This window comes from Curtobacterium sp. MCBD17_040, from assembly GCF_003234805.2.
In the GTDB taxonomy this organism is placed as follows: domain Bacteria; phylum Actinomycetota; class Actinomycetes; order Actinomycetales; family Microbacteriaceae; genus Curtobacterium.
The window spans coordinates 1,778,790-1,800,509 of sequence record NZ_CP126273.1; the positions used below are offsets into that span (position 1 = coordinate 1,778,790).

The window sequence follows — 21,720 nt, forward strand, 5'->3', positions numbered from 1 at the left end:
TCTACCGGCCGTGCCGTCACGCCTCGCCGTCCTGTCGGGCGTGCGGAGCGTGGGGCGCCGCTTGCGGACGCACGAGGGAGGCGGGCCGGACCATCCCCGCGCCGAACCGCGCGGCCACCGCATCGACGGTCGTCTCGGTCTCGCGCCACGGCGCGTCGTCGTCCCACAGCGCGTTGCTCTCGCCCGCGGGCGCGAGGTTCTCGCCCCGCACACCGATCAGCCGGATCCGGTGTCCGGGCCGGTGCAGGGCGTCGTAGAGGTCGACGGCCTCGCGGTGGATGCGGCGCGCGACGTCCGTGGGTTCGGGCAGGGTGCGCGACCGTGAGAGCGTCGTGAAGTCCGTGTACCGCACCTTGAGCGCGATCGTCCGCGCGCGCAGGCCCGCCGCCCGCAGGCGAGCGGCCACCCGGTCGGCGAGGCGCAGGAGCTCCCGGGCGAGCTCGTCGCGGTCGGTGACGTCGGTCGGGAAGGTGACCTCGTGGCCCACGGACTTCTCGACCGAGCCGCTCTCGACCACCCGCGGGTCGCGCCCCCACGCGAGCTCGTGCAGGCGGTTGCCCATCGCGGGCCCGACGGCGGACACGAGCGACGCGACCGGGGTCGTCGCGAGGTCCCCGACGGTGCGGATGCCACGCCGCTCGAGCACCTCGGCTGTCTTGCCGCCCACACCCCAGAGCGCGGACACCGGCTGCGGATGCAGGAACGCGACGGTGTCGGCCTCCGGGACCACGAGGATCCCGTCCGGTTTCGCGCGGCTCGACGCGAGCTTCGCCACGAACTTGGTGGCGGCGGCGCCGACGGAGCAGCGCAGGCCGGTCTCGCGGTGGACCTCGGCGCGGATGGCGGTGCCGACCTGCCACGGGGTGCCGTGCAGGCGGAGCGCCCCCCGGACGTCGAGGAATGCCTCGTCGATCCCGAGGCGTTCGACCCGCGGCGTGTAGCGATCGAGGATCTCCATGACGCGTCGCGAGTTCGTCCGGTACTTCTCGAAGTGCGGCTCGACGACGATCGCCTGGGGGCAGCGGCGGCGGGCGATCGCCATCGGCATCGCGGAGTTCACCCCGAACCGACGCGCTTCGTACGTGGCGGCCGTGACGACCGAGCGCTCGGCGTCGTGCCCGACGATGACCGGCTTGCCGACGAGGTCGGGACGGTCCAGCAACTCGACCGAGGCGAAGAAGGCGTCCATGTCGACGTGCAGGACCGACGCGGTCGTGTCGTCGGTCGGGGCCTCCGTGACGAGGCGGGTGCTGCCGTCCTGCTTGCTCACGCCACGTCCTTCCGCGATCGACATCGGTCGAACGCGCGACCATGGTGGCATGCGCCGCCGACAAACTCCGGAGCGCTCAGCGCTCAGCGCTCAGCGCTCAGCGCCCAGCGCCCAGCGCTCAGGGTCGGTGGCGAGCAGGTGTCGTTCGACGAGCGCCGCGGCTCGGCGTGCTCGGGCGCTCGTGCTCGTGGCTCCGGAGGCGACGCCGGCGACCGGGAGTCCGCTCCGCTCGGCCAGGACCGCGAGCGCGTCGTCGACACGACCGAGCGCCAGGACCCGGTCGTGCACCCACTCGTGCGCGGGTCCGGGTGGCGTCGCCGCGACGGCGGCGTCGAGCGCGTCGCTCGCACGCACCCACGCGTCGTCGCCGCGTCGGATCTCCCCGCGCTGACGGCCGCTGCCCACGGCGCCGGAGAGCGCGTCGATCGAGGTGGCGAGCACCCCCGCGGCGTGCGCGAGGGCCTCGACGACCGGGACGGGTGGCCGCGCGATCGGAGCGGGCCTCCCGGCGAGTTCGCGCGCGAACACGGCGACCGACTGCAGCGCCGCCCGTGTGTGCGCGTCGGTGCGGGCCGCACCGCCGGACGGGAACCGCACCATGGGCTTCATGACCGCGTCGAGCTGGTAGGTCGCGGCGTCGACGGCGCGTGACCGGCGCCGCAGGTCGAAGGCGTCCGGATCCGAGGGGTCGGCGTCGCGCGGGCCGTCCCCACCGACATCGACGAGACCCGCGGACAGGACGAACGAGCGCACGGCCGCGAGCTGGCGTCGCACGGCGCTCCGGACCATCCTGCCCGACGCCACCGGGAGGACGACCACGCTCACGAGGACGGCGACCGCGGCGCCGAGCAGGTTCTCGGCGAGCCGGAACGGGATCAGCGTGTCCGTGAAACTGCCGCCGTACGCGTACACCTGGCAGAGCACGACCACGAGCGCTGTGACCCAGATCGCGTAGACGCCGCCGAAGCCGTAGGTGCCGACCGCGAGGGCGAACACCGCGATGCCGGCGGTCCACCACGGGTGGTGCGTGCCGAGCAGGTGCACGAGCACGATCCCGAGCGCGCCGCCGAGCACCGTCCCGACCCCGCGGTGGAGTGCCTTCCGCACCCGCTCGTGCGTCGAGTTCGTGCCGGCGAGGACGATCATGACGCCGATCACACCCCAGTAGAACCGGCTGCCGTCGAGCAGGAGCGCGAGCGGCTCCACGACCGCGACCGCGACCGCCGCCTGGATGCCGGTGCGGAGGGACGCCGAGACGTGCCACCGCCGCCAGGGGCCGGTCATGCCGTCGGCGAGTGCGTCGTCGAGGACGGGGACCGCGCCGGACGGACGTCCGCCGACCAGGACGACCGGTGTCCGGAACGGGACCGCGTCGCCCTCACGCGGCAGCGCGGCGCGCAGTGTCCCCCAAGCGCGGGCAGCGGCGGCGAGGTCGGCGAGCTGCAGGGCGGCGCGGTGCACGACGTGCGCCAGCGCCGACCCGTCCGCCCGGGCGGACGGCGTGACCCCGAACCGGGCGAGCATCCCTTCAGCCGCCGTCGCCCCCTGCGCGCCGCCGCCGCGGACGACCGTACGGATCGCCTCCGCGACCGCGGCTCGGACGTCGTCGGGCGCCCCGCTCCCGGCGAGCGTCTCGGCGGTCCGGCCGAGTCCGTCGACGGCGAGGTGGGTGTCGAACAGCAGCCGGTGCAGCGTCTCGGCGGTCGCGCCCGTCGGTCCCGCACCCGGAGCGGCGAGCATGCCGTCGGCGGTGAGCGCGACCTCCTGGAACCGGTCGAGCCGTCGGCGCAGGCGACGGGCGGCCCGGACCCGCTCCCGGGACGCGTCGGGTCCGACCGCGAGCAGGTCGACGGCGGCACGGAGGACGGCGGTCGCCCAGGCGAGCAGGGCACGCCGGGTCCACAGCAGGGACCGGAACGGCATGGGCCGCAGGAACACACCGCGGATCACGACGGTCACCGCGAGGGAACCGGCACCGATGAGTGCCAGACCGGCCACGCTCGCCGCTGGCAACGGGGTCAGGAGCCCGCACAGGTACCCGGAGAACACCACCGCGGCGGCGTCGGTCGCCCACGGTCCCCAGCCCATCGCGGCGAACTGCACGAACAACAGCACCACGATCAGCGCGAGCTCGAGCACGTGGAACCGATCGAGCGCGACGCTCGCGAACAAGGCGACGACGAACGGCACGACCACCGCACCCGTCCGCGCGGCGATGCGCCCGGCACTGACGTCGTTGATGATGAGGCAGCTGATGAAGGCGGGCATCGCACCGATGAGCACGCCGAGGACGCCGGGCAGGCCGACCGCGGAGGCGAGGGCGAGACCGACCGCCATCCCGGCGGGCACGCACAGCAGGGTCCGCAGCGCGCTCTGGGTCCGGACGAGGCCGACGTCGAGCATGAGGACGCGGTCGACGACCCGCCGTCGGCGACCGGGACGCGCGATCCGCTCGGGTGCGAGCCGGGAGGCCCGGGATCGGTCGGTCGCGCTCGTCACCCGGTGCCGCCTCCTGTCGTGGTCCCCTGGCAATGGTACCGGAGCGGAACGACCTTCAGTGCGGCGCCGGGACCGGCCCGAGCAGGGCCGCCGCGATCGTCCGGGCGGCGGAGTCCCGGGAGGACGGGTGGTACTGCCCCGCGCGGACGTCCCGCGCCAGCCGCGCGAGTTCCGCCCCGGCCCGGTACGCGCCCCCGCCGACGACGCGCATGGCCTCGTCGACGACGTGAGCCGCGGTGTCGACGGAGCGCGCCTTCGTGCCGACGAGCAGCGGGAACCACCGGGGTCCGTGGTCGACGAGGTCGTCGACGTCCCGCGTCAACGCATCGATCTGCAGGACCACCGCGTCCACCGCGCCCTGCGCGTCGGCCAACGCCCGACGGACGTCCGGATCGGACGACCGGGGCGTGCCGTCGAGCGCGGTCCGTCGCCCGACGCCCTCGACGGCGAGGGCCAGCGCCCGCTCGGCGATGCCGGCGTAGACCGCGGCGACGAGCAGTTCGAACGCCGCGAAGATCCCGAAGACCAACGGGTCGGCGGAGGGCCCGACGGGCAGCACGCGGACGATCCGGTCGGCGGGCACGTGGACGCCGTCGAGCTCGGTGGCGTCGCTCCGCGTGGCCCGCATGCCGAGCGTGTCCCAGTCCCCGAGCGCGCGGTGCCCGGGCTGCTCCCGCTCGACGAACCCGTGCACGAGCACCGGGGCGGCCGGGTCGCTGTCGTCCCGGCCGAACACGCTGAGCAGGTCCCACGCCGGCGCGAGCGACACCGTCGACTTCCGACCGGTGAACCGCCATCCCCCGGCACCGTCGGACTCGGCACGCGTCGTCGAGTCGAACAGGACCGCGTCGTTCCCCGCCTCGCTGACGCCGAAGGCGAGCAGCCGGTCGGCGGCCGCCGCGTCCGTCACGATCTGGAGGAACGACTCGCCCCTGGCGCCCACGGCGCGGGCGGCCTGCACCCACACCTGGTGCATGCCCAGCCCCAGCGCGGTGGCGGGTGCCGCCGCGGCGAGCCGTCGTTGGATCCGCGCGGTGTCCCGGAGACCCAGCCCCGCGCCTCCCGAGCCGACCGGCACGCCCACGCGCAGGTACCCCGCGTCGCGGAGCTCGGCCAGGTCCTCCGTGCAGAACCGGCCGTCACGGTCGTACCCGGGAGCGCGGGCGGCGATGCGGGCGAGCAGGGCGTCGTCGAGCTCCCAGCCCGGACTGGACGCGGTGGTGTCGGTCACGAGGACGAGACTATTTTGTGGTCGTGACAGATCGGCATCCGTGGTCCAGGTACGTCGCCATCGGTGACTCGTTCACCGAGGGCATCGGGGATCCTGACCCGAGCGTCCCCGGTGGCCATCGAGGGTGGGCGGACCGCGTCGCCGAGGTGCTCGCGAACCAGACCGTCGACTTCGCGTACGCGAACACGGCGATCCGCGGGCGGCTCCTGCAGCAGATCATCGACGAACAGGCCGAACACGCGTTGGCGTTGCGGCCCGACCTGATCACGGTCTCGGCGGGCGGCAACGACATCATCCGTCCCGGCAGCGACCCGGACGAGGTCGCCGAGCGCTTCGACGGGCTCATCCACACCCTGCGGCGGGACGGCGCGACCGTCGTCCTGTTCACCGGGCCCGACGTCGGGACCACGCCGGTGCTCGGACTCGTCCGCGGCAAGGCGGCGATCTACAACGAGCACCTGCACGCGATCGCGCTCAAGCACGGCGCACTCGTGGCCGACATGTGGGCGCTCCGCGTCCTCCGGGACCCGCGCATGTGGGCGCCCGACCGCCTCCACCACTCCCCCGTCGGGCACGCCACCGTCGCCGCGGCCGTGCTCGACACCCTCGGGGTCGAACACGAGCTGGCGCCGTGGCAGCCGGAGCCCTTGGCGGCTCGGCCGTGGCGCGAGGCGCGGGTCGAGGACCTCGGCTGGGCGCGGGAGTACCTCGTGCCGTGGGTCGTCCGGCGGATCCGGCACACGTCCTCGGGCGACGGAGTCGAGCCGAAGCGGCCCGAACTCCAGACGGTGCTCGAGCACCGCTCCGACACGCCCTGACGCGCTGTCGGCCTCAGGCCCCCTGGAACGGGTTCGTCCAGCGCCACCACAGGTCGGGCTCCGTGATCGACGCGTCGAGCTCGAGCGGCACCGTGACGGGGGCGTGGTGGTCGATCGTGAACCGCACGGTGCCCACCCGCTCGCCGCGACGGCCGAAGGTCACCTGCTCGAGGCGAGTGCGTGCCGTCACCGTCGTCCGCCCCCAGACGAGCACCGACCGCGCCGAGGCGGCGACCGCGTCCGTCCGCGGCCGCCAGGGGGTGGCGTAGTGGCCGAACGTCTGCCCGCGGTTCGTCAGGGTCACGACGTGGAAGTTGTCCGCGACCGAGTCGAGCAGCCGCCGCACGTCGACGTCGAGCGAGTCGTGGTCCCTCCCGCCGAGCATCGCTCCCACCACCGTGACGGTGCGTCCGCCGCGCTGGTACGTCGCGGCGAACAGCAAGCACGCACCGGCCTGGTCGAGCGTCCCGGTCTTGATGCCCTCGACACCGTCCATCCCGAGCAGCTTGTTCGAGTTCTCGATCGGACCGACCGTGGGGATGGTCGTGCGCTGCGTGCCGACGATCTGCTTCACCACGGGGTTCGCGATCGCCAGCTCGCCGAGGTGCACGAGGTCCGACGCGGTCGCGGTGTTGTGCGGGTCGAGTCCCGTCGGCTCCTCGATGGTCGTGTGGTCCAGGTCGTGCGCCGACAACCAGGCGTGGACGGCCGTGCGGTACGCGTCCATCGACCCGAACGACCACAGGGCCAGCGCCCCGGCGTAGTTGTTCGCGGACTTCATGAGCATGACCTCGAACGCCTGCCGCTCGCTCAACCGGAGACCGACCGGCATGGCCGCGACCTCGCCGTCCAGGGCGAGGTACTGGTCGTACAGGGCGTGCTGCGCGGCCGTGAACGTGATCGTCGGCCCGTCGTCCGAGGTCGTCAGTGGGTGCGCTTGCAGCACCACGAGGGCCGTCACCACCTTGCTGATGCTCGCGATCGAGCGTTGACCGGTGTCGCCGCTCGTCTGCAGGCTCCCGGCGAAGCCCGGGGCCTCGACCGCGGTCGCGCCGTAGCCCGGGAACGACAGCGCCGGCAGCGTCGCCGTGGGTGCGGCGTACGTCGCACGCGAGCCGGTCGCCGGCGCGAAGGGCACGACGGCCGCCGCGACCAGGTACGCGACCGCGACGAGCACCACGGCGACCACGGTGATCAGGACGGGACGCCGGACCGCGGAGCGGGGCCGGTGGACGACACGTGACACGGCACAGCAGCCTAGGGGTGGGCGGCGATGGATCAGCTGCGCGCCGCGCGCTGGGCGTGTGCGACCGCCCACAGGCCCACGGCGCTCGCCGCCGCCACGTTGAGCGAGTCGACCCCGTGCGCCATCGGGATCCGCACCACCGTGTCGGCGGTGGCCACGGCACGCGCGCTCAGGCCGTCACCCTCGGTGCCCATGACGAGTGCGACGCGCTCGGGCACGTCCTGGACGAACGCGTCGAGTGGGACGGAGTCGTCCTTCAGGGCCATCGCGGCCAGGTGGAACCCCGCGGCCCGGAGCGCGGGCCCGGCGTCCGCCCACTCGCCGATCCGTGTCCACGGGACCTGGAGGACCGTCCCCATGCTCACGCGCACGCTGCGGCGGTAGAGGGGGTCGGCACAGCGCGGCGAGACGAGGACGGCGTCCGCCCCGAGTCCGGCCACCGACCGGAAGACCGCACCGACGTTCGTGTGGTCGACGATGTCCTCGAGCACGACGACGAGACGCGCGTCCCGGACGACGTCCGCCAGTGCGGGCTCGGCGGGTCGCTGCATCGCCGCGAGCGCACCGCGGTGCATGCGGAACCCGGTGAGCTCCTCGAGCAGGGCGTCGGGACCGACGAACACCGGACCGTCGTGCTCGGCCAGCATCGGCAGGACCTCGGGCAGCCACTTCTCCTGCACGAGCACGCTCCGAGGCACGTGCCCAGCGGCGAGGGCACGCTCGATCACGGTGTTCGACTCGGCGATGTACAGCCCACCCTCCGGCTCCCGCACGCGTCGGAGCGCGACGTCGGTCAGGCGGGCGTAGTCGTCGAGTCGCGGGTCGTCGAGGGCGTCGATGCGCACCGTCTGCACGGGATGGTCCTCCGGGAAGCGATCGGGGTCGTGGGCTGTTGAGGGTACCGTGGAGCCGATGGAGCGGGTGGAGGCGGGCGACCTCGAGCGAGGCGCACCCGAGCAGGGTGACGACCTCGACCGCGTCGTCGAGACGCTGCGGGGCAAGCGCATCGCCGTGCTCTCGGGGGCCGGGATCAGCACGGACTCCGGGATCCCCGACTACCGGGGTGCGGGCCGCGTGGCGCGCACGCCGATGACGTTCCAGGAGTTCTCCGCCGACCCGGCGAGGCGCCGGCGGTACTGGGCCGGGAGCCACCTCGGTTGGCGCACGTTCTCGTCCGCCCGGCCGAACGACGGGCACCGGGCGCTCGCCGACCTCGAGGCGGCCGGTGTCGTGAGCGGGATCGTCACGCAGAACGTCGACGGTCTCCATCTCCGGGCCGGGTCGCGCCGCGTGGTCGAGCTCCACGGGTCCATGGACCGCGTGGTGTGCCTGCGCTGCGGGCAGGCGTTCGCACGCTCGGATCTCGCAGCGGTGCTCGACCGGGAGAACGCCTGGATCGACGAACCCGGCACGGTGACGCTCGCGCCGGACGGCGACGTCGACATCACGGGCGCCGACCGGTTCCGTGTCCCCGCGTGCTCGGTGTGCGGCGGCGTGCTCAAGCCCGACGTCGTGTTCTTCGGCGAGTTCGTGCCGGTCGAGAAGTTCCACGAGGCCGTCTCGATCGTCGCCGGTGCGGACGCGCTCCTCGTGGTCGGGTCGTCCCTCGTCGTCAACTCGGGCGTCCGGCTGGTCGACCACGCCGTTCGTCGCCGCAAGCCCGTCGTCATCGTGAACCGGGGTGCCACGCGCAGTGACCGTCGGGCGGTGGCTAGGCTCGACGCAGGCACCACCGAGACATTGACGGCGCTGCGCCACCGACTCCTGCACTGACCGCGTCGCCGACGCCACCACGGACGGCGCATCGCCGCGGAAGGGACGAACGGTGACGACCCTCCTGTACCTCGTGCGGCACGGCGAGACCGACTGGAACAAGCAGCGCCGCATCCAGGGGTCGACCGACATCCCACTGAACGGGACCGGGCGCCGACAGGCAGCCGCCGCCGGTGCGTTGCTCGTGCGTCGCCGGTTCGACGCCGTGCTCGCGTCCCCGCTGTCCCGGGCGTTCGAGACGGGCGCGATCATCGCCTCCCGGCTCGGACTGCCCACTCCGTCGACGGACGACGGTCTCGTCGAGCGGTCGTACGGCGAGGCCGAGGGCCTGACGGACGTCGAGATCCGCGAACGGTTCCCGGACGGCTCGGTGCCCGGCCGCGAGTCGCGCTCGGCGTTGCTCGCCCGCGTGCTCGAGTCGCTCGGCGAGATCGCGATCCGGTTCGACGCCGGCGCGGTCGTCGTCGCGACGCACGGAGCGGTGATCCGTGCCGTGGTGAACGAGCTCGCCCCGGGTACCGCCGACTCCTTCACGACGCCGATCCGCAACGGCTCGATCCACTCGTTCCGTTGGGACCCCGAGCGCTTCCGCGGAGAACTCGTCCGGTTCGACGACCCGATCGAGGACCAGTCCGAGGCCCCCGGGCGGTACGAGTTCGCGTACCAGAACCCGCTCGAGGCCGAGGGCGACTGACGGGCGCCGGGCTGGCGCTCCCACCTCGGTCCGGCGGTCCCCCATGTCCGCCGAACGGGGCGACGGGCGTCGGTCAGGCGCGGCGGTCGGCGACGGCGCGCTCGACGGACGCGACGACGCGCTCGGCGGACGTGGTCCAGTCGAAGCGGCGGACCCGCTCGAGGGAGGCCCGGTGCAGGTCGTCCCAGCGCGCCTCGACCCGTCGCACCGCGGCCGCGACCGCGGCGGGCGAGGCCGGGTCGAAGTACTCGGCGGCCGCGCCGCCGATCTCGCGGAAGATCGGGATGTCGCTCACGGCGACGGGCGTGCCCACGCCCATCGACTCGACGAGCGGGATCCCGAAACCCTCGTCGTGCGAGGCGCTGACGAGCGCCGTCGCGGTCCGTAGCACCGCGCGGTACTCCTCGTCCGACGCTCCGTCGTGGAACACGAGCGAACCCGCGGGGGCGAGTCGCTCGAGCCGCTCCCGGTCCGCAGCTCGCACGCGCGACATGCAGTGCAGCCGCCAGTCGGCCTCCCCGGGCCCGCGGAGCAGCGGGATCGCGGAGGCGAGGGTCTCGACGTTCTTGTAGGGCATGAACGTGCCCATGTAGACGAGGTCCCGCGTCCGCAGGCCGTCCGCCGCGCGCGGCGCCACCGGGTCCGCGGCGTTGTACGCGACCGTCACCGGCCGACGCGTCAGCCGGTGGTCCCGGATGAGTCCGGCGGTCGTCTCGCTCACCGTGACGATGCCGTCGGCACCATCGAGCAGCATCCGCTGCGGCCACCACGCGAGGTGGAACGCACGCCACCCCAGCCGCAGCGGCCACGAGAACTCACGGGGCGGTGTGCGGTTGCGGTAGTAGATGAGGTCGTGCAGCGTCAGCACGAGCGCGTAGTGGCGTCCGCGGGATCCCATGGTCTGCATCGGCGAGAACACGGCGTCGAGCCCCAGCCGGTTCACCTGCCGCGCGACCAGGGGCTCCGCGGCGCTCGTCGGTGGACTGATGCGCTCCCAGGGCATCCCGTCCGGCAGCGAGTCCCGCTGTCCGTCCTCGCTCACCAGGAGCACGTAGTCGTGCCGGTCCGGCAGATGTGCCGCGACACCGGCCGTGAACCGGCTGATGCCGTCATGGCGCCCCACCCGGACGTAGCGGCAGTCGATGCCGATGCGGAGACGGCTCATCGGCGCATCCCGCCGCGGTCCGGTTCGGGCGTCGCCAGGGAGGCACGGATCGCGTCCGCCGCGGCGGCCGGCGTCTCGTAGTGCACGAGGTGGCCGACGCCGGGGATCACGACGAGGGTCGCGTCGGGCAGCCGGTCCGCCAGCGCTTCCTGTTCCGGCACCGCGGTGATGTCGTCACGTTCGGCGGCGATGAGGAGCACCGGTACGTCGATGCGGTCCGCGTACGCGGCGACGTCGTGCGTCACCGACGTCCGGAACGCGTCGAGGACGACGTGGCGGTCGGCGAACGCCGAGAAGTACCGGTCGTGCTGGTCGTGCACCCATCGGCGCAACCGCGGTTCGCGGGACTTGAGCATCGCGACGCTCATCGCCCGGACGATCCCCCGGTTCCGGAGGAGGGCGAGCCCGAGCGCCCGGGGCAGGACCGCACCCAGCCGGTAGTAGGCGATCGCGATCGCGGTACCCACGGCGCGCGGGCCCTGCAGTGCGGGAGCGGCGATCGGGTTGACCAGGACCAGACGCCGGGTGTCGAGCCCGTCGGCGACCGCGGCTGCGGTGACGATGCTCCCGAAGGAATGCCCGAGCACGACGGCCCGTCGGTCGAGCCCGAGGGCGCGGTGGAACGCTCGGAGCCACCGCACGAAGCCGTCCATGTCGGACCGCGGGAGCGCGTCGGACACCCCGAAGCCCGGGAGGTCCGGCACGATCGTGCGGACCTCGGGCAGGTGCGCGGCGAGCGACTCGAGCCCGTGGTGGTCGCCACGGAAGCCGTGCACGGCGAGCATGGTGGTGTCCGCGTCCTCGGGGCCGTACACCCAGTAGTGCGTCGCGCGACCGTCGACGAGGACCGACCGGTGCACCACGGGCAGCCCGGCCATGAGCCGCTGGTACGGGGAGACGATCGGGGCACGCATCCCGCCGAGTCTACGGGCCGGACCCGTCGCGCCGGACGGATGCCGCGCCTCCCGGTCGGCGGGCCGTGCGGTCGTCCGTTCCCTCCGGACACGGATACCCGGGGCGACATAGAGTGGGCCGACGGGCGCCATGTCGGCCCCGACGCCCGACGGATCCACGAGGAGCACGGTGACGTTCACTGCCCCCATCCAGCTGCCCGGACTGACCCTGGACCCGCTCTGGTACAAGCGCTCGGTGTTCTACGAGTGCATGATCCGCTCGTTCGTCGACTCGAACGGGGACGGCACCGGCGATCTGTCCGGACTCATCAGCCGCCTGGACTACCTGCAGTGGCTCGGCGTCGACGCGCTGTGGCTGCCGCCGTTCTTCCAGTCGCCGATGCGCGACGGCGGCTACGACATCTCCGACTACAAGGCGATCCTGCCGGAGTTCGGCACCCTGGACGAGTTCCGCGACCTCGTGACGAAGGCGCACGAACGGAACATGCGCATCGTCATCGACATGGTGATCAACCACACCTCCGACGCGCACGAGTGGTTCCAGCAGTCCCGCGAGGACCCGGACGGGCCCTACGGCGACTTCTACGTCTGGAGTGACAGCCCGGACAAGTACGAGAACATCCGCATCATCTTCGTCGACACCGAGGAGTCGAACTGGACGTTCGACCCGATCCGACGGCAGTTCTTCTTCCACCGGTTCTTCTCGCACCAGCCGGACCTCAACTTCGAGAACCCCGCCGTGGTCGAGGCCGTCTACGACGTCGTCCGGCACTGGCTCGACATGGGCGTGGACGGGCTGCGGCTCGACGCGATCCCGTACCTCTTCGAGTCCGAGGAGGGCAACGGCGAGGGCGAGCCCGCGACGCACGAGTTCGTCAAGGGCCTCCGCGCGATGGTCGACGAGGAGTACCCCGGGCGCGTGCTCATCGCCGAGGCGAACCAGTGGCCGCGCGAGACGGCGGCGTTCTTCGGTACCGACGACGAGCCCGAGTGCCACATGGCCTTCGACTTCCCGGTGATGCCCCGCATCTACTACTCGCTCCGCGCGCAGCACGCGACGGAGCTCCAGCGGATCCTCTCGGAGACCACCGAGGTCCCGGAGAGCGCGGCGTGGGGTGTGTTCCTGCGGAACCACGACGAGTTGACGCTCGAGATGGTGAGCGAGGAGTACCGCCAGGCGATGTACGGCTGGTACGCGTACGACCCGCGGATGCGGTCGAACATCGGCATCCGTCGACGCCTCGCGCCGCTCCTCGACAACTCCCGGGCGGAGCTCGAGCTCGTGCACGCGCTGCTGTTCTCGCTCCCCGGCTCGCCGTTCCTGTACTACGGCGACGAGATCGGCATGGGCGACAACATCTGGCTGCCCGACCGCGACTCGTCCCGCACCCCCATGCAGTGGACGCCGGACCGCAACGCCGGCTTCTCGACGGCCGACCCCGGCAAGCTGTACCTGCCGGTCGTGCAGTCCCTCGTCTACAACTACAACCTCGTCAACGTCGAGTCGCAGCTGGCGCAGTCCCGCTCCCTGCTGCACTGGATCCGCAACGTCATCCACGTGCGGAAGGCGCACCCGGTGTTCGGGCTCGGCACGCTCACCGTGCTCGAGAGCGACAACGACTCGGTGCTCACGTTCATGCGGTCGTACGAGGGCACGGGCACCCAGTTCGGCGACTCCGCCGAGGACGTCCTCTGCGTCTTCTCGTTCGCGCACAACCCCACCGCGGTCACGATCACGGCGCCCGAGCACGCCGGTCTGCCCCTGTACGACCTCTTCGGCGGCGGGTCGTTCCCGTCGTTCGACGAGGACGGCACGGTGACGATCACCCTCGGGACGCAGGCGTTCTACTGGCTGCACGTGGGACGGCCGCGGGACTGACGGTCCGTAGGGGTCTCAGGGTCGGCACCGCGTCACGTCGCCCGGCCCGGCCGCGGCGGGCCGCCCGGACGGCCGCGTCACGTCGCCCGGACGGCCGCGTCGGGTCGCTGGGACGGCCGCCTCGGGTCGCCCGGCCGGCCGTGTCGCGTCCGCGGTGTCGGCGGCCGCCGCTAGCCTGACCGCGTGACCAGCTCTCCGCTCGCAGCGCCGATCGACGCCACCCTCGGAGCCCCCTCGGCGGCACCCCGCTCCCCTGCGGAACGCCCCTGGTGGCACGCGCTCGGCGTGTTCGACCTCGAGACCACGGGGATCGACGTCGAGACAGCACGGATCGTCAGCGCCCATGTCGGGCTCATCGACATGACCGGCGCGAGCATCGCCGCCGGCTCGTGGCTGGCCGACCCGGGCGTCCCCATCCCGGAGCAGGCCGCTGCGGTGCACGGCATCACGACCGAGCGCGCCCGTGCCGAGGGGCGTGCCGCCGGCGTCGTCGTCGCCGAGATCATCGCCGCGGTCGAGGCCGTGTTCGCCCGCGGGATCCCGCTCGTGGTCTACAACGCGCCGTACGACCTCACCGTCCTCGACCGCGAGGCCAAGCGCCACGGCCTGGCGGCACCCGTGATCGGGAACGTCGTCGATCCGCTCGTCATCGACAAGGCCGTCGACACCTACCGCAAGGGCAAGCGCACGCTCGAGGTCTGCTCCGCGCTGTACGGCGTGACCCTCGCGGACGCGCACGACGCCGGTGCCGACGCGATCGCCGCCGGACGCGTCGCGCAGGCGATCGCGAGCCGCTACCCGGACCAGCTCGGCATCAGCGCCGAGGAGCTCCACCGACTGCAGGTGGCCTGGTGCTCCGACCAGGCGGCGTCGTTCCAGGACTACATGCGGCGTGAGCGCAATCCGCAGTTCGTCGCGGACGGCCGCTGGCCGCACCGCAACCCCGCCTGATCGTCCCCGGCCCCGGTGTCGGCACGCGCGCACGGGGCATGGCACAGGCACAGGCACACACCTGAACCAGGCGGTCCTCGGCAACGGCTCCCCCGGAGACGCAGCAACGGGCGGCCACCCGGAGGTGGACCGCCCGTTGCTCGCTCGCCGTTCCCGACGAGGTCGCGTCAGCGTTGCCGCCGCGACCGAGGGCTCGGACTTACTTGCCGAAGCCCTTGAAGCGCTGGTTGAACTTCTCGACGCGACCGGCCGAGTCGAGGATGCGCTGCTTGCCCGTGTAGAACGGGTGCGAGGCGCTCGAGATCTCGACGTCGATCACCGGGTAGGTGACACCGTCGAGCTCGATGGTCTTGTCGCTGGTCGCGGTGGAGCGCGTCAGGAACGTCTCACCGGAGGCCAGGTCGCGGAAGACGATGGCGTTGTACTCGGGGTGCGTGTCGGTCTTCATGGTGTTCCTCGTCGTGGATGTGGTGGTTCGGAGTGCGCGAGCGCGCGGAAAACTGTGGCGTACGCCAGCGACCGAGTTTAGCAGACCGTCAGCGCGGACGGGAGGCACCGCTCGTGTCCGGCATCGGCGGCTCGGTCGTCACCTCAGCTGGCGCGGGCGGTGTAGCGACCCGCGTCCGCGGTCACGACGAGGCCGATCCCGAACGCGTCCGAGAGCACCTCGCTCGTCACGACGTCAGCGATCGGTCCGGCGGTGTGCACGCGCCCCTCGGCGAGCACGAGCGCGTGCGTGAAGCCCTTCGGGATCTCCTCCACGTGGTGGGTGACGACCACGATGGCAGGAGCCTCGGCGCTCTCGGCATACCCCCCGAGCGTCCGGACCAGACTCTCGCGTGCCCCGAGGTCGAGCGATGCCGCCGGCTCGTCGAGGAACAGGACCTCGGGATCGGTCATGACGGACCGGGCGATCTGGACGCGCTTCTGCTCGCCGTCGCTCAGTTCACCGAAGGTCCGGTCGGCGAAGCCGCCGAGGCCCCACTCGTCGAGGACCCGATGGGCACGTCGGACGTCGATGTCGTCGTACTGCTCGTTCCACCGACCGGTGACCGAGTAGGCGGCCGTGAGCACGACGTCGAGCACCTGCTCGGTGACCGGGATCCGCCGGGCGAGCGCGGTCGACGCGAACCCGATGCGCGGACGGAGTTCGAACAGGTCGGCGCCACCGACCTCCGTGCCGAGGACCTCGACCGTGCCCGAGGTCGGGAACGACTGCGCCCCGGCGACCTGCAGCAGGGTCGTCTTCCCCGCGCCGTTCGCGCCGAGGACGACCCAACGGTCCGCCTCGTCGACCTGCCACGACACCTGGTCGAGGATGCTGACCCCGTTCCGGACGACGGACACGTCTTGCAAGCGCACAACCGAGGGCATGCCCTCAGCCTACGCGGTCGGCCGTCGGCGAGGAGGCGCGGCACACGTCCTATGGACGGCCGCCGCCGGCGTCCTCAGCGACCGGCGAGGACGGCGTCGTAGACCCGACGGGTCTGGGTCGCGATGGCGGACCAGGTGAACTCGCCCTCGACACGCAGACGCCCGGCCCGACCCATGAGGGCGGCGAGCCCGGGGTCGGCGAGCACCTCGCGCAAGGTCGCGCCGAGGTCCGCCACGAAGCGGTCCGGGTCGACCGGCGTCCCGGACCCGTCCTGCACCTGCTCGATCGGCACGATGCGCCCGGTCAGTCCGTCGGCGACGACCTCGGGGATGCCGCCCGTGGCCGTGCCGACGACCGGCAGCCCGCACGCCATGGCCTCGAGGTTGACGATCCCGAGCGGCTCGTACACCGACGGACACACGAACACACTCGCCGCCGACAGCACCCGGACGATCTCGTCGTGGGAGAGCATCCGGTCGATCCACACCACGCCCGAGCGGCGGGTCCGGAGGTCCTCGACCAGGCCCGTCACCTCGGCGAGGATCTCCGGGGTGTCCGGCGCTCCGGCGCAGAGGACCACCTGGACGTCCGCCGGCAGCCCGTCGAGCGCACGGAGGAGGTACGGCAGACCCTTCTGGCGGGTGATGCGACCCACGAATACGACGGTGGGCCGATCGGGGTCGATCCCGAGCGCGCGGACCGCTTCCGGGTCCACCACGCGCTGCCAGGCGTCGATGTCGATGCCGTTGTACACGACGTGCAACCGGTCCTCGGGGATCGACGGGTAGGAGCGGGCGATGTCGGCGCGCATGCCCTTCGACACCGCGATGACCGCGTCGGCGTTCGTGTACGCCTCGCGCTCGATCCAGCTCGACAGCCGGTACCCGCCGCCCAGCTGCTCGGCCTTCCAGGGGCGGAGCGGCTCGAGGCTGTGTGCCGTCACGACGTGCGGCAGGCCGTAGGTGAGCTGCGCGACACGTCCTGCGGCGTTCGCGTACCAGGTGTGGGAGTGCACGAGGTCCGAGCCCTCGATGTCGGGCACCATCTGCAGGTCGGTGGCGAGCGTGGTCACGGCGCCGTTCGCGTGCTCGAACCCCGCGGGGGCCCGGTATGAGGTCACGCCGTCGGCGTCCCGATCGGCTCCGAACGCGCGGACGCGCACGTCGGTGTCCGTCCCGGATCGGAGCGCCGCCGTCAGTTCCGCGACGTGGACGCCCGCACCCCCGTAGATCTCCGGGGGGAATTCCTTCGTCAGCAGATCGACTCGCACGTCCCCCAACGTAACGAATGGCCCGGTCGCACGCCTACTCTTGGGGCATGCCATCGAAGAAGATCTTCGGCATCGTCCTCGCAGGGGGCGAAGGGAAGCGGCTCATGCCGTTGACCGCCGACCGAGCCAAGCCCGCCGTCCCGTTCGGCGGCAACTTCCGTCTGATCGACTTCGCGTTGAGCAACCTGGTGAACTCCGGACTGCAGCGCATCGTGGTCCTGACCCAGTACAAGTCCCACAGCCTCGACCGCCACGTGTCCCAGACGTGGCGCATGGAGGGGCTGCTGGGCTCGTACGTGGCGTCGGTCCCGGCGCAGCAGCGACTCGGCAAGCGGTGGTTCGCCGGGTCCGCCGACGCGATCCTCCAGAGCCTCAACCTCCTCCGGGACGAACGGCCCGACATCGTCGTCGTGGTCGGTGCGGACCACGTGTACCGGATGGACTTCTCCCAGATGGTCGAGGCGCACATCGCGTCGGGCCGCAGCGCGACCGTCGCCGCGATCCGACAGCCCATCGCGCTCGCCGACCAGTTCGGCGTCATCCAGGTCGACGACGAGGACCCGACGAGGATCGGCGCGTTCCTGGAGAAGCCGAAGGACGCGGTGGGACTCCCCGACTCCCCCGGTGAGGTCCTCGCGTCGATGGGCAACTACGTCTTCGACGCGGACGCGCTCATCGACGCGGTCCTGCGCGACGGTCAGATCGAGTCCTCGAACCACGACATGGGCGGTGACATCGTGCCGGACTTCGTGACCCGGGGCGACGCCGGCGTCTACGACCTCAACCGCAACGACGTCCCGGGTGCCACCGAGCGCGACAAGTACTACTGGCGCGACGTGGGGACGATCGACTCGTTCTTCGAGGCGCACCAGGACCTCATCGCAGCGCTGCCGGTCTTCAACCTCTACAACGTCGACTGGCCGATCTTCAACCAGCAGATCAACTCGCCGCCCGCCAAGTTCGTCCGTGACGCCAAGGGCGTCAGCGGTACCGCGGTCGACTCGATCGTCTCGCTCGGGTGTCTGCTGTCCGGGGCACAGGTGGAGCGCAGCGTGATCGGGCCGTGGTGCACCATCGAGTCGGGCGCCCAGGTCGTCGACTCCGTGGTGTTCGACCGGGCGATGGTCGGCCCGGACGCGGTCGTGCGCCGCGCGATCCTCGACAAGGACGTCGTGATCGAGGCCGGCGCTCAGGTCGGGGTGGATCGCGGCGCGGATCTCGCCCGCGGGTTCACGGTCACGGACTCCGGCATCACCGTGGTCGGCAAGGGGGTGCGGGTCGAGGCCTGAGGCCGCGAGGCCCGGTCCGCGTCATCCGCCGTCTCGCGCCCGCGACCGCCACTAGCCTTGGCGCGTGCCGCGTTTCCTCGTCGTCCTCGATGCCGATTCCACACTGCTCGAGGACGAGGTGATCGAGCTGCTCGCCGACGCCGCAGGAGCGCGTGATCGCGTCGCCGCCGTCACCGAGCGGGCGATGCGCGGTGAGATCGACTTCGCCGACAGCCTCCGCGACCGCGTCGCGACACTCGCGGGGTTGCCCGTGAGCGTTCTGGAGGACGTCCGTCGCGCCGTCCGGGTCACGACCGGCGCCGTCGAACTGGTCGAGGGCGTCCACGCCGCCGGCGGCAGCGTCGGCGTCGTGTCCGGCGGCTTCCACGAGGTGCTGGGCCCGATCGCGGCGGCACTCGGGCTCGACCACTGTCGCGCCAACCGACTCGAGGCGTCCGGCGGCGTGCTCACCGGCCGGGTGCTCGGGGACGTGGTCGACGCGGCCGCGAAGGCCGACGCGCTCCGGGCCTGGGCGGCCGCGGACGGCGTGGACGCACGGCGGCACACCGTGGCGGTCGGCGACGGCGCCAACGACCTGTCCATGATGCGCGAGGCCGCGCTCGCCGTCGCCTTCGTCGCGCGGCCGGGCGTCCGCGACGCCGCAGACGTCGTCGTCGACCGGCGGGACCTCACACCCGTCCTGGCGTGCCTCGGGGTGCCCGTCGGGGCCTCCTGACCGACCGGTACCGGCAGGAGCCGCGTCCGGGATGGGCTCAGTCGCCCATCCCGACGCCGCCGTCCACCGGGATGACCGCCCCGGAGATGTACCCGGCGTCGTCGCCGGCGAGGAACAGGGTGGTCGCGGCGATGTCCTGCACACTCCCGTACCGACCGGCGGGGATCTGCTTCTTGTACTGCGCCTGGACGTCCTCGGGCAGCGCCGCGGTCATCTCGGTCTCGATGAACCCGGGCGCGATGACGTTCGCCGTGAGGCCGCGGCCCCCGAGCTCACGCGTGAGCGACCGCGCGAACCCGATGAGCCCGGACTTCGACGACGCGTAGTTGACCTGTCCGGCGGAACCGAGCGTCCCGACGACGCTGGAGATCAGGATCACCCGGCCGAACCGGGCACGCAGCATGTTCTTGGAGGCGCGCTTCACGACGCGGAACGCTCCGGTCAGGTTCGTGTCCACGACCGAGGTGAAGTCCTCTTCGCTCATCCGGAGCAGCAGGGTGTCGTGCGTGATGCCGGCGTTCGACACGAGCACCTCGACCGGTCCGAGCGCTGCCTCGACGGCGGTGAACGCGGCGTCGACGCTCGCGGCGTCCGTGACGTCCGCGGCGACGGTGAGTGCGCCTTCGGGGCCGCCGTCGCCGCTGCGCGACGTCACCGCGACCCGGTGCCCGGCGGCGACGAACTCCTGGGCGATGGCGTGGCCGATCCCGCGGTTCCCTCCGGTGACGAGGACGGTACGGGGCGTGGTCATGAGTGCTCCTGGTGCTGAACGGGGGCGGTACGGGGCGCCCGTCGGATCACCGCGGTGCGCCGAACGGACCATGCGAGCCTACCGTCGGTGGTGAGGCTTAGGCTTGAGCCGGGGAAGCGGAGAGACCATCGCATGAAGACGAACAGCATCACCTCGCTGCCGGCATCGCCCGCCGATGACCGGCGCGGCCGCCTCAGGCGGTACGTGTTCACGATGTCCGTGCGCGTGGTGTGCTTCGTCGTGGCGGTCTGCCTCCACGACGTCTGGAGCATCCTCCCGCTCGTGCTCGCCGGCGTCATCCCGTGGGTGGCCGTGGTCGTCGCCAACGCGGGGAACCGCACCGCCGACGACCTCGTCCGACCGGGCGGCGAACTCGTCCGCGTGCTGCCCGACGACGACCGCGAACGCATCGAGCAGGAGCGCGAGGAACGCTACCGCGAAGACCAGCGCGCCCGAGCCGCGTGGGCACACGCCGAGCAGGAGCGTGCGGAGCGCGAACGCGCCGCGGCGAGCGGCGGACGGAGTCGGCGCTGATGGCGACCTTCGACCTCCACACCGATCCAGGAGCGCCGGTGTGCTCGCGGGCCGGATGCTCGAACAGGGCGTCCTGGCGGGTCAACTGGCGCAACCCGAGGATCCATGCGGTCGACCGCGTCAAGATCTGGGCGGCGTGTGACGACCACTGTGCCTTCCTCGCGGACTACCTGCGGTCCCGGGCCTTCCCGGTGACCGTGACCGGCATCGACGAGGACGTCGAGCGGCTCGAGGACGTCGCGGACTCCCTGACCTCCGGAGGTGCCGAGGGCGGCTCCCTCGGATGACGCTGCACGACCCCCGGACGGACCACGACCGCACCGACGACGAGCCGACGGCCGGCCTCCGGGACTTCGACCCGACGGCCCGCTACGGGCGCCGGGGTGCGGAGCGCCTCCGCCGGGGCGAACGCGAGGCCCACGCGGCCCGGCTCGGCACCCCCGACGAGCACGAGACCGACCGGGACCCGGACGAACCCTTCGTCGGTTGGGGCTTCGTGATCGGCCGCCGTTGGGTCGGGTACTTCGCGATCGCGGTGGGCTTCGCGATCCTCTGCGCGTTCTTCGGCATGTGGCAGTGGGACCGCCGCAACGAGGCGGTCCGCGAGAACGACCAGATCGCCCAGAACTACGACCACACCCCCGTGCCCGTCGACCGCGCACTCCCGACACGGTCCGCGTTCGACGACGACCAGACGTGGCTCCAGGTCCGCGTGACCGGGCACTACGACGTGGCGGAGCAGCTCCTCGTGCGCAACCGCGTCCACAACGGTCAGCCCGGGTTCGAGGTCCTGACGCCGCTGGTGACGTCGTCGGGGCGCGCGTTCATCGTCGACCGCGGATGGGTCCCGACGGGCAACGACCACGACTACCCCGACTCCGTGCCCGCACCGCCGAGGGGCACCGTCGACGTCGTGGTGCGCCTCCAGCAGACCGAGCCGCACATCCCCGGTCGGACCGACCCGGCCCACACCGACGAGATCCAGTCGGTCACCCTGTCGGACGTCGCGGGCCGCGTCGCCCAGCCGATCTGGACCGGCGCGTACGGTCAGCTCAAGAGCGAGGACCCGGCGCCTGCACAGGCCCGGCCCCTTGGTTGGGATCGCCCGTCGGCCGACACCGGCCTCCACCTGTCGTACTTCATCCAGTGGTTCATGTTCGCCGCCGGCGGCTTCGGCTTCCTCGCCTACCTGATGGTCCAGGAGTACCGGAACCTCAACCAGGACGACCCGGAGGAACGCGAGCGCGCGCTCGAACGCAAGCGGCGGCGTGAAGCCCGTCCGAAGACCGACGCGGAGATCGAGGACGGCCTCCTCGACGACGTCCGGGTCGGCTGAGCCGGACAGC

General features: G+C 72.3%; 21 protein-coding genes. 10 read left to right on the plus strand and 11 right to left on the minus strand.

What is annotated here, in order from left to right:
- Window positions 1-16: 16 nt before the first annotated feature.
- The 3 genes from dinB to DEI94_RS08445 form a co-directional block, all read right to left on the minus strand.
- Window positions 17-1,270 carry a DNA polymerase IV gene (gene dinB, locus DEI94_RS08435; RefSeq protein ID WP_111025611.1) on the minus strand — a complete coding sequence of 418 codons (1,254 nt, stop codon included), beginning with the start codon at window positions 1,268-1,270 and terminating at the stop codon, window positions 17-19.
- 90 nt (window positions 1,271-1,360) lie between these two features.
- The gene (locus DEI94_RS08440) at window positions 1,361-3,769 is read right to left on the minus strand and encodes an FUSC family protein (RefSeq protein WP_111025612.1); all 2,409 of its coding nucleotides are present in this window, start codon (window positions 3,767-3,769) and stop codon (window positions 1,361-1,363) included.
- Between the two features lie 55 nt (window positions 3,770-3,824).
- Window positions 3,825-5,000 (minus strand): acyl-CoA dehydrogenase family protein, encoded by a 1,176-nt coding sequence (locus DEI94_RS08445; protein WP_111025613.1) that lies wholly within the window; start codon window positions 4,998-5,000, stop codon window positions 3,825-3,827.
- A gap of 23 nt (window positions 5,001-5,023) precedes the next feature.
- On the opposite strand from DEI94_RS08445, the gene DEI94_RS08450 reads away from it, so the two are divergent.
- Window positions 5,024-5,818 (plus strand): SGNH/GDSL hydrolase family protein, encoded by a 795-nt coding sequence (locus tag DEI94_RS08450; protein WP_111013396.1) that lies wholly within the window; start codon window positions 5,024-5,026, stop codon window positions 5,816-5,818.
- A gap of 13 nt (window positions 5,819-5,831) precedes the next feature.
- On the opposite strand, the gene DEI94_RS08455 is transcribed toward DEI94_RS08450, so the two are convergent.
- Both DEI94_RS08455 and DEI94_RS08460 read right to left on the minus strand, forming a co-directional pair.
- Window positions 5,832-7,064 carry a D-alanyl-D-alanine carboxypeptidase family protein gene (locus tag DEI94_RS08455; protein ID WP_181441707.1) on the minus strand — a complete coding sequence of 411 codons (1,233 nt, stop codon included), beginning with the start codon at window positions 7,062-7,064 and terminating at the stop codon, window positions 5,832-5,834.
- A 32-nt stretch (window positions 7,065-7,096) separates the two neighbouring features.
- The gene (locus DEI94_RS08460; protein ID WP_111025615.1) at window positions 7,097-7,918 is read right to left on the minus strand and encodes a TrmH family RNA methyltransferase; all 822 of its coding nucleotides are present in this window, start codon (window positions 7,916-7,918) and stop codon (window positions 7,097-7,099) included.
- 58 nt (window positions 7,919-7,976) lie between these two features.
- Between DEI94_RS08460 and DEI94_RS08465 the strand changes: the two genes are divergently transcribed.
- Window positions 7,977-8,837: a Sir2 family NAD-dependent protein deacetylase gene (locus DEI94_RS08465; protein WP_111009081.1), complete on the plus strand. Its 861-nt coding sequence runs from the start codon at window positions 7,977-7,979 to the stop codon at window positions 8,835-8,837.
- Between the two features lie 52 nt (window positions 8,838-8,889).
- A complete protein-coding gene (locus tag DEI94_RS08470; protein ID WP_111025616.1) occupies window positions 8,890-9,531 on the plus strand; it encodes a histidine phosphatase family protein in 642 nt (213 codons plus the stop codon).
- Window positions 9,532-9,604: 73 nt separating this feature from the next.
- Here DEI94_RS08470 and DEI94_RS08475 read toward each other — a convergent pair whose 3' ends face one another.
- The gene (locus DEI94_RS08475; protein WP_111025617.1) at window positions 9,605-10,696 is read right to left on the minus strand and encodes a glycosyltransferase family 4 protein; all 1,092 of its coding nucleotides are present in this window, start codon (window positions 10,694-10,696) and stop codon (window positions 9,605-9,607) included.
- Window positions 10,693-11,610 carry an alpha/beta fold hydrolase gene (locus DEI94_RS08480; protein WP_111009344.1) on the minus strand — a complete coding sequence of 306 codons (918 nt, stop codon included), beginning with the start codon at window positions 11,608-11,610 and terminating at the stop codon, window positions 10,693-10,695. The genes DEI94_RS08475 and DEI94_RS08480 overlap by 4 nt, the downstream gene beginning before the upstream one ends.
- A 130-nt stretch (window positions 11,611-11,740) precedes the next feature.
- Here DEI94_RS08480 and treS point away from each other — a divergent pair, with 130 nt between their 5' ends.
- Window positions 11,741-13,489: a maltose alpha-D-glucosyltransferase gene (treS, locus tag DEI94_RS08485; protein WP_181434796.1), complete on the plus strand. Its 1,749-nt coding sequence runs from the start codon at window positions 11,741-11,743 to the stop codon at window positions 13,487-13,489.
- 210 nt (window positions 13,490-13,699) lie between these two features.
- Window positions 13,700-14,440: an exonuclease domain-containing protein gene (locus tag DEI94_RS08490; RefSeq protein ID WP_111013394.1), complete on the plus strand. Its 741-nt coding sequence runs from the start codon at window positions 13,700-13,702 to the stop codon at window positions 14,438-14,440.
- A gap of 199 nt (window positions 14,441-14,639) precedes the next feature.
- Here the strand turns inward: DEI94_RS08490 and DEI94_RS08495 are convergent, their stop codons facing one another.
- The 3 genes from DEI94_RS08495 to glgA all read right to left on the minus strand — a co-directional run bounded on the left by DEI94_RS08495 (window position 14,640) and on the right by glgA (window position 17,085).
- Entirely contained in the window at window positions 14,640-14,888 is a 249-nt protein-coding gene (locus DEI94_RS08495) for a type B 50S ribosomal protein L31 (protein ID WP_111009085.1), read from the minus strand.
- 143 nt (window positions 14,889-15,031) lie between these two features.
- On the minus strand, window positions 15,032-15,814 hold the full coding sequence (locus DEI94_RS08500; protein WP_111009086.1) for an ABC transporter ATP-binding protein: 783 nt from the start codon (window positions 15,812-15,814) through the stop codon (window positions 15,032-15,034).
- Between the two features lie 74 nt (window positions 15,815-15,888).
- Complete coding sequence (gene glgA, locus DEI94_RS08505; protein WP_111025618.1) at window positions 15,889-17,085, minus strand: glycogen synthase; 1,197 nt, start codon at window positions 17,083-17,085, stop codon at window positions 15,889-15,891.
- Between the two features lie 47 nt (window positions 17,086-17,132).
- Here glgA and DEI94_RS08510 point away from each other — a divergent pair, with 47 nt between their 5' ends.
- Entirely contained in the window at window positions 17,133-18,374 is a 1,242-nt protein-coding gene (locus tag DEI94_RS08510) for a glucose-1-phosphate adenylyltransferase (protein WP_111009088.1), read from the plus strand.
- 64 nt (window positions 18,375-18,438) lie between these two features.
- A complete protein-coding gene (serB, locus tag DEI94_RS08515) occupies window positions 18,439-19,089 on the plus strand; it encodes a phosphoserine phosphatase SerB (RefSeq protein WP_111025619.1) in 651 nt (216 codons plus the stop codon).
- Between the two features lie 37 nt (window positions 19,090-19,126).
- On the opposite strand, the gene fabG is transcribed toward serB, so the two are convergent.
- Window positions 19,127-19,840, minus strand: coding sequence for a 3-oxoacyl-ACP reductase FabG (gene fabG, locus DEI94_RS08520; protein ID WP_111025620.1), 714 nt, complete (start codon window positions 19,838-19,840; stop codon window positions 19,127-19,129).
- 132 nt (window positions 19,841-19,972) lie between these two features.
- On the opposite strand from fabG, the gene DEI94_RS08525 reads away from it, so the two are divergent.
- The 3 genes from DEI94_RS08525 to DEI94_RS08535 are packed head-to-tail and all read left to right on the plus strand — an operon-like array spanning window position 19,973 to window position 21,710.
- Window positions 19,973-20,374: a DUF3099 domain-containing protein gene (locus DEI94_RS08525; RefSeq protein WP_111009091.1), complete on the plus strand. Its 402-nt coding sequence runs from the start codon at window positions 19,973-19,975 to the stop codon at window positions 20,372-20,374.
- Window positions 20,374-20,661 carry a hypothetical protein gene (locus DEI94_RS08530; protein WP_111013286.1) on the plus strand — a complete coding sequence of 96 codons (288 nt, stop codon included), beginning with the start codon at window positions 20,374-20,376 and terminating at the stop codon, window positions 20,659-20,661. Before DEI94_RS08525 ends, DEI94_RS08530 begins: the two co-directional genes overlap by 1 nt.
- The gene (locus DEI94_RS08535) at window positions 20,658-21,710 is read left to right on the plus strand and encodes an SURF1 family cytochrome oxidase biogenesis protein (protein ID WP_111025621.1); all 1,053 of its coding nucleotides are present in this window, start codon (window positions 20,658-20,660) and stop codon (window positions 21,708-21,710) included. Before DEI94_RS08530 ends, DEI94_RS08535 begins: the two co-directional genes overlap by 4 nt.
- Window positions 21,711-21,720: the final 10 nt, after the last annotated feature.

What these genes read in the sequence shown, in the direction of transcription:
- DEI94_RS08465 (WP_111009081.1), top strand. Translation starts at nt 7,977, where the DNA reads ATGGAGCGGGTGGAGGCGGGCGACCTCGAGCGAGGCGCACCCGAGCAG.
- DEI94_RS08475 (WP_111025617.1), bottom strand. Translation starts at nt 10,696, where the DNA reads ATGAGCCGTCTCCGCATCGGCATCGACTGCCGCTACGTCCGGGTGGGG.
- DEI94_RS08480 (WP_111009344.1), bottom strand. Translation starts at nt 11,610, where the DNA reads ATGCGTGCCCCGATCGTCTCCCCGTACCAGCGGCTCATGGCCGGGCTG.
- treS (WP_181434796.1), top strand. Translation starts at nt 11,741, where the DNA reads ATGTCGGCCCCGACGCCCGACGGATCCACGAGGAGCACGGTGACGTTC.
- DEI94_RS08495 (WP_111009085.1), bottom strand. Translation starts at nt 14,888, where the DNA reads ATGAAGACCGACACGCACCCCGAGTACAACGCCATCGTCTTCCGCGAC.
- DEI94_RS08500 (WP_111009086.1), bottom strand. Translation starts at nt 15,814, where the DNA reads ATGCCCTCGGTTGTGCGCTTGCAAGACGTGTCCGTCGTCCGGAACGGG.
- DEI94_RS08510 (WP_111009088.1), top strand. Translation starts at nt 17,133, where the DNA reads ATGCCATCGAAGAAGATCTTCGGCATCGTCCTCGCAGGGGGCGAAGGG.
- fabG (WP_111025620.1), bottom strand. Translation starts at nt 19,840, where the DNA reads ATGACCACGCCCCGTACCGTCCTCGTCACCGGAGGGAACCGCGGGATC.
- DEI94_RS08525 (WP_111009091.1), top strand. Translation starts at nt 19,973, where the DNA reads ATGAAGACGAACAGCATCACCTCGCTGCCGGCATCGCCCGCCGATGAC.
- DEI94_RS08530 (WP_111013286.1), top strand. Translation starts at nt 20,374, where the DNA reads ATGGCGACCTTCGACCTCCACACCGATCCAGGAGCGCCGGTGTGCTCG.
- DEI94_RS08535 (WP_111025621.1), top strand. Translation starts at nt 20,658, where the DNA reads ATGACGCTGCACGACCCCCGGACGGACCACGACCGCACCGACGACGAG.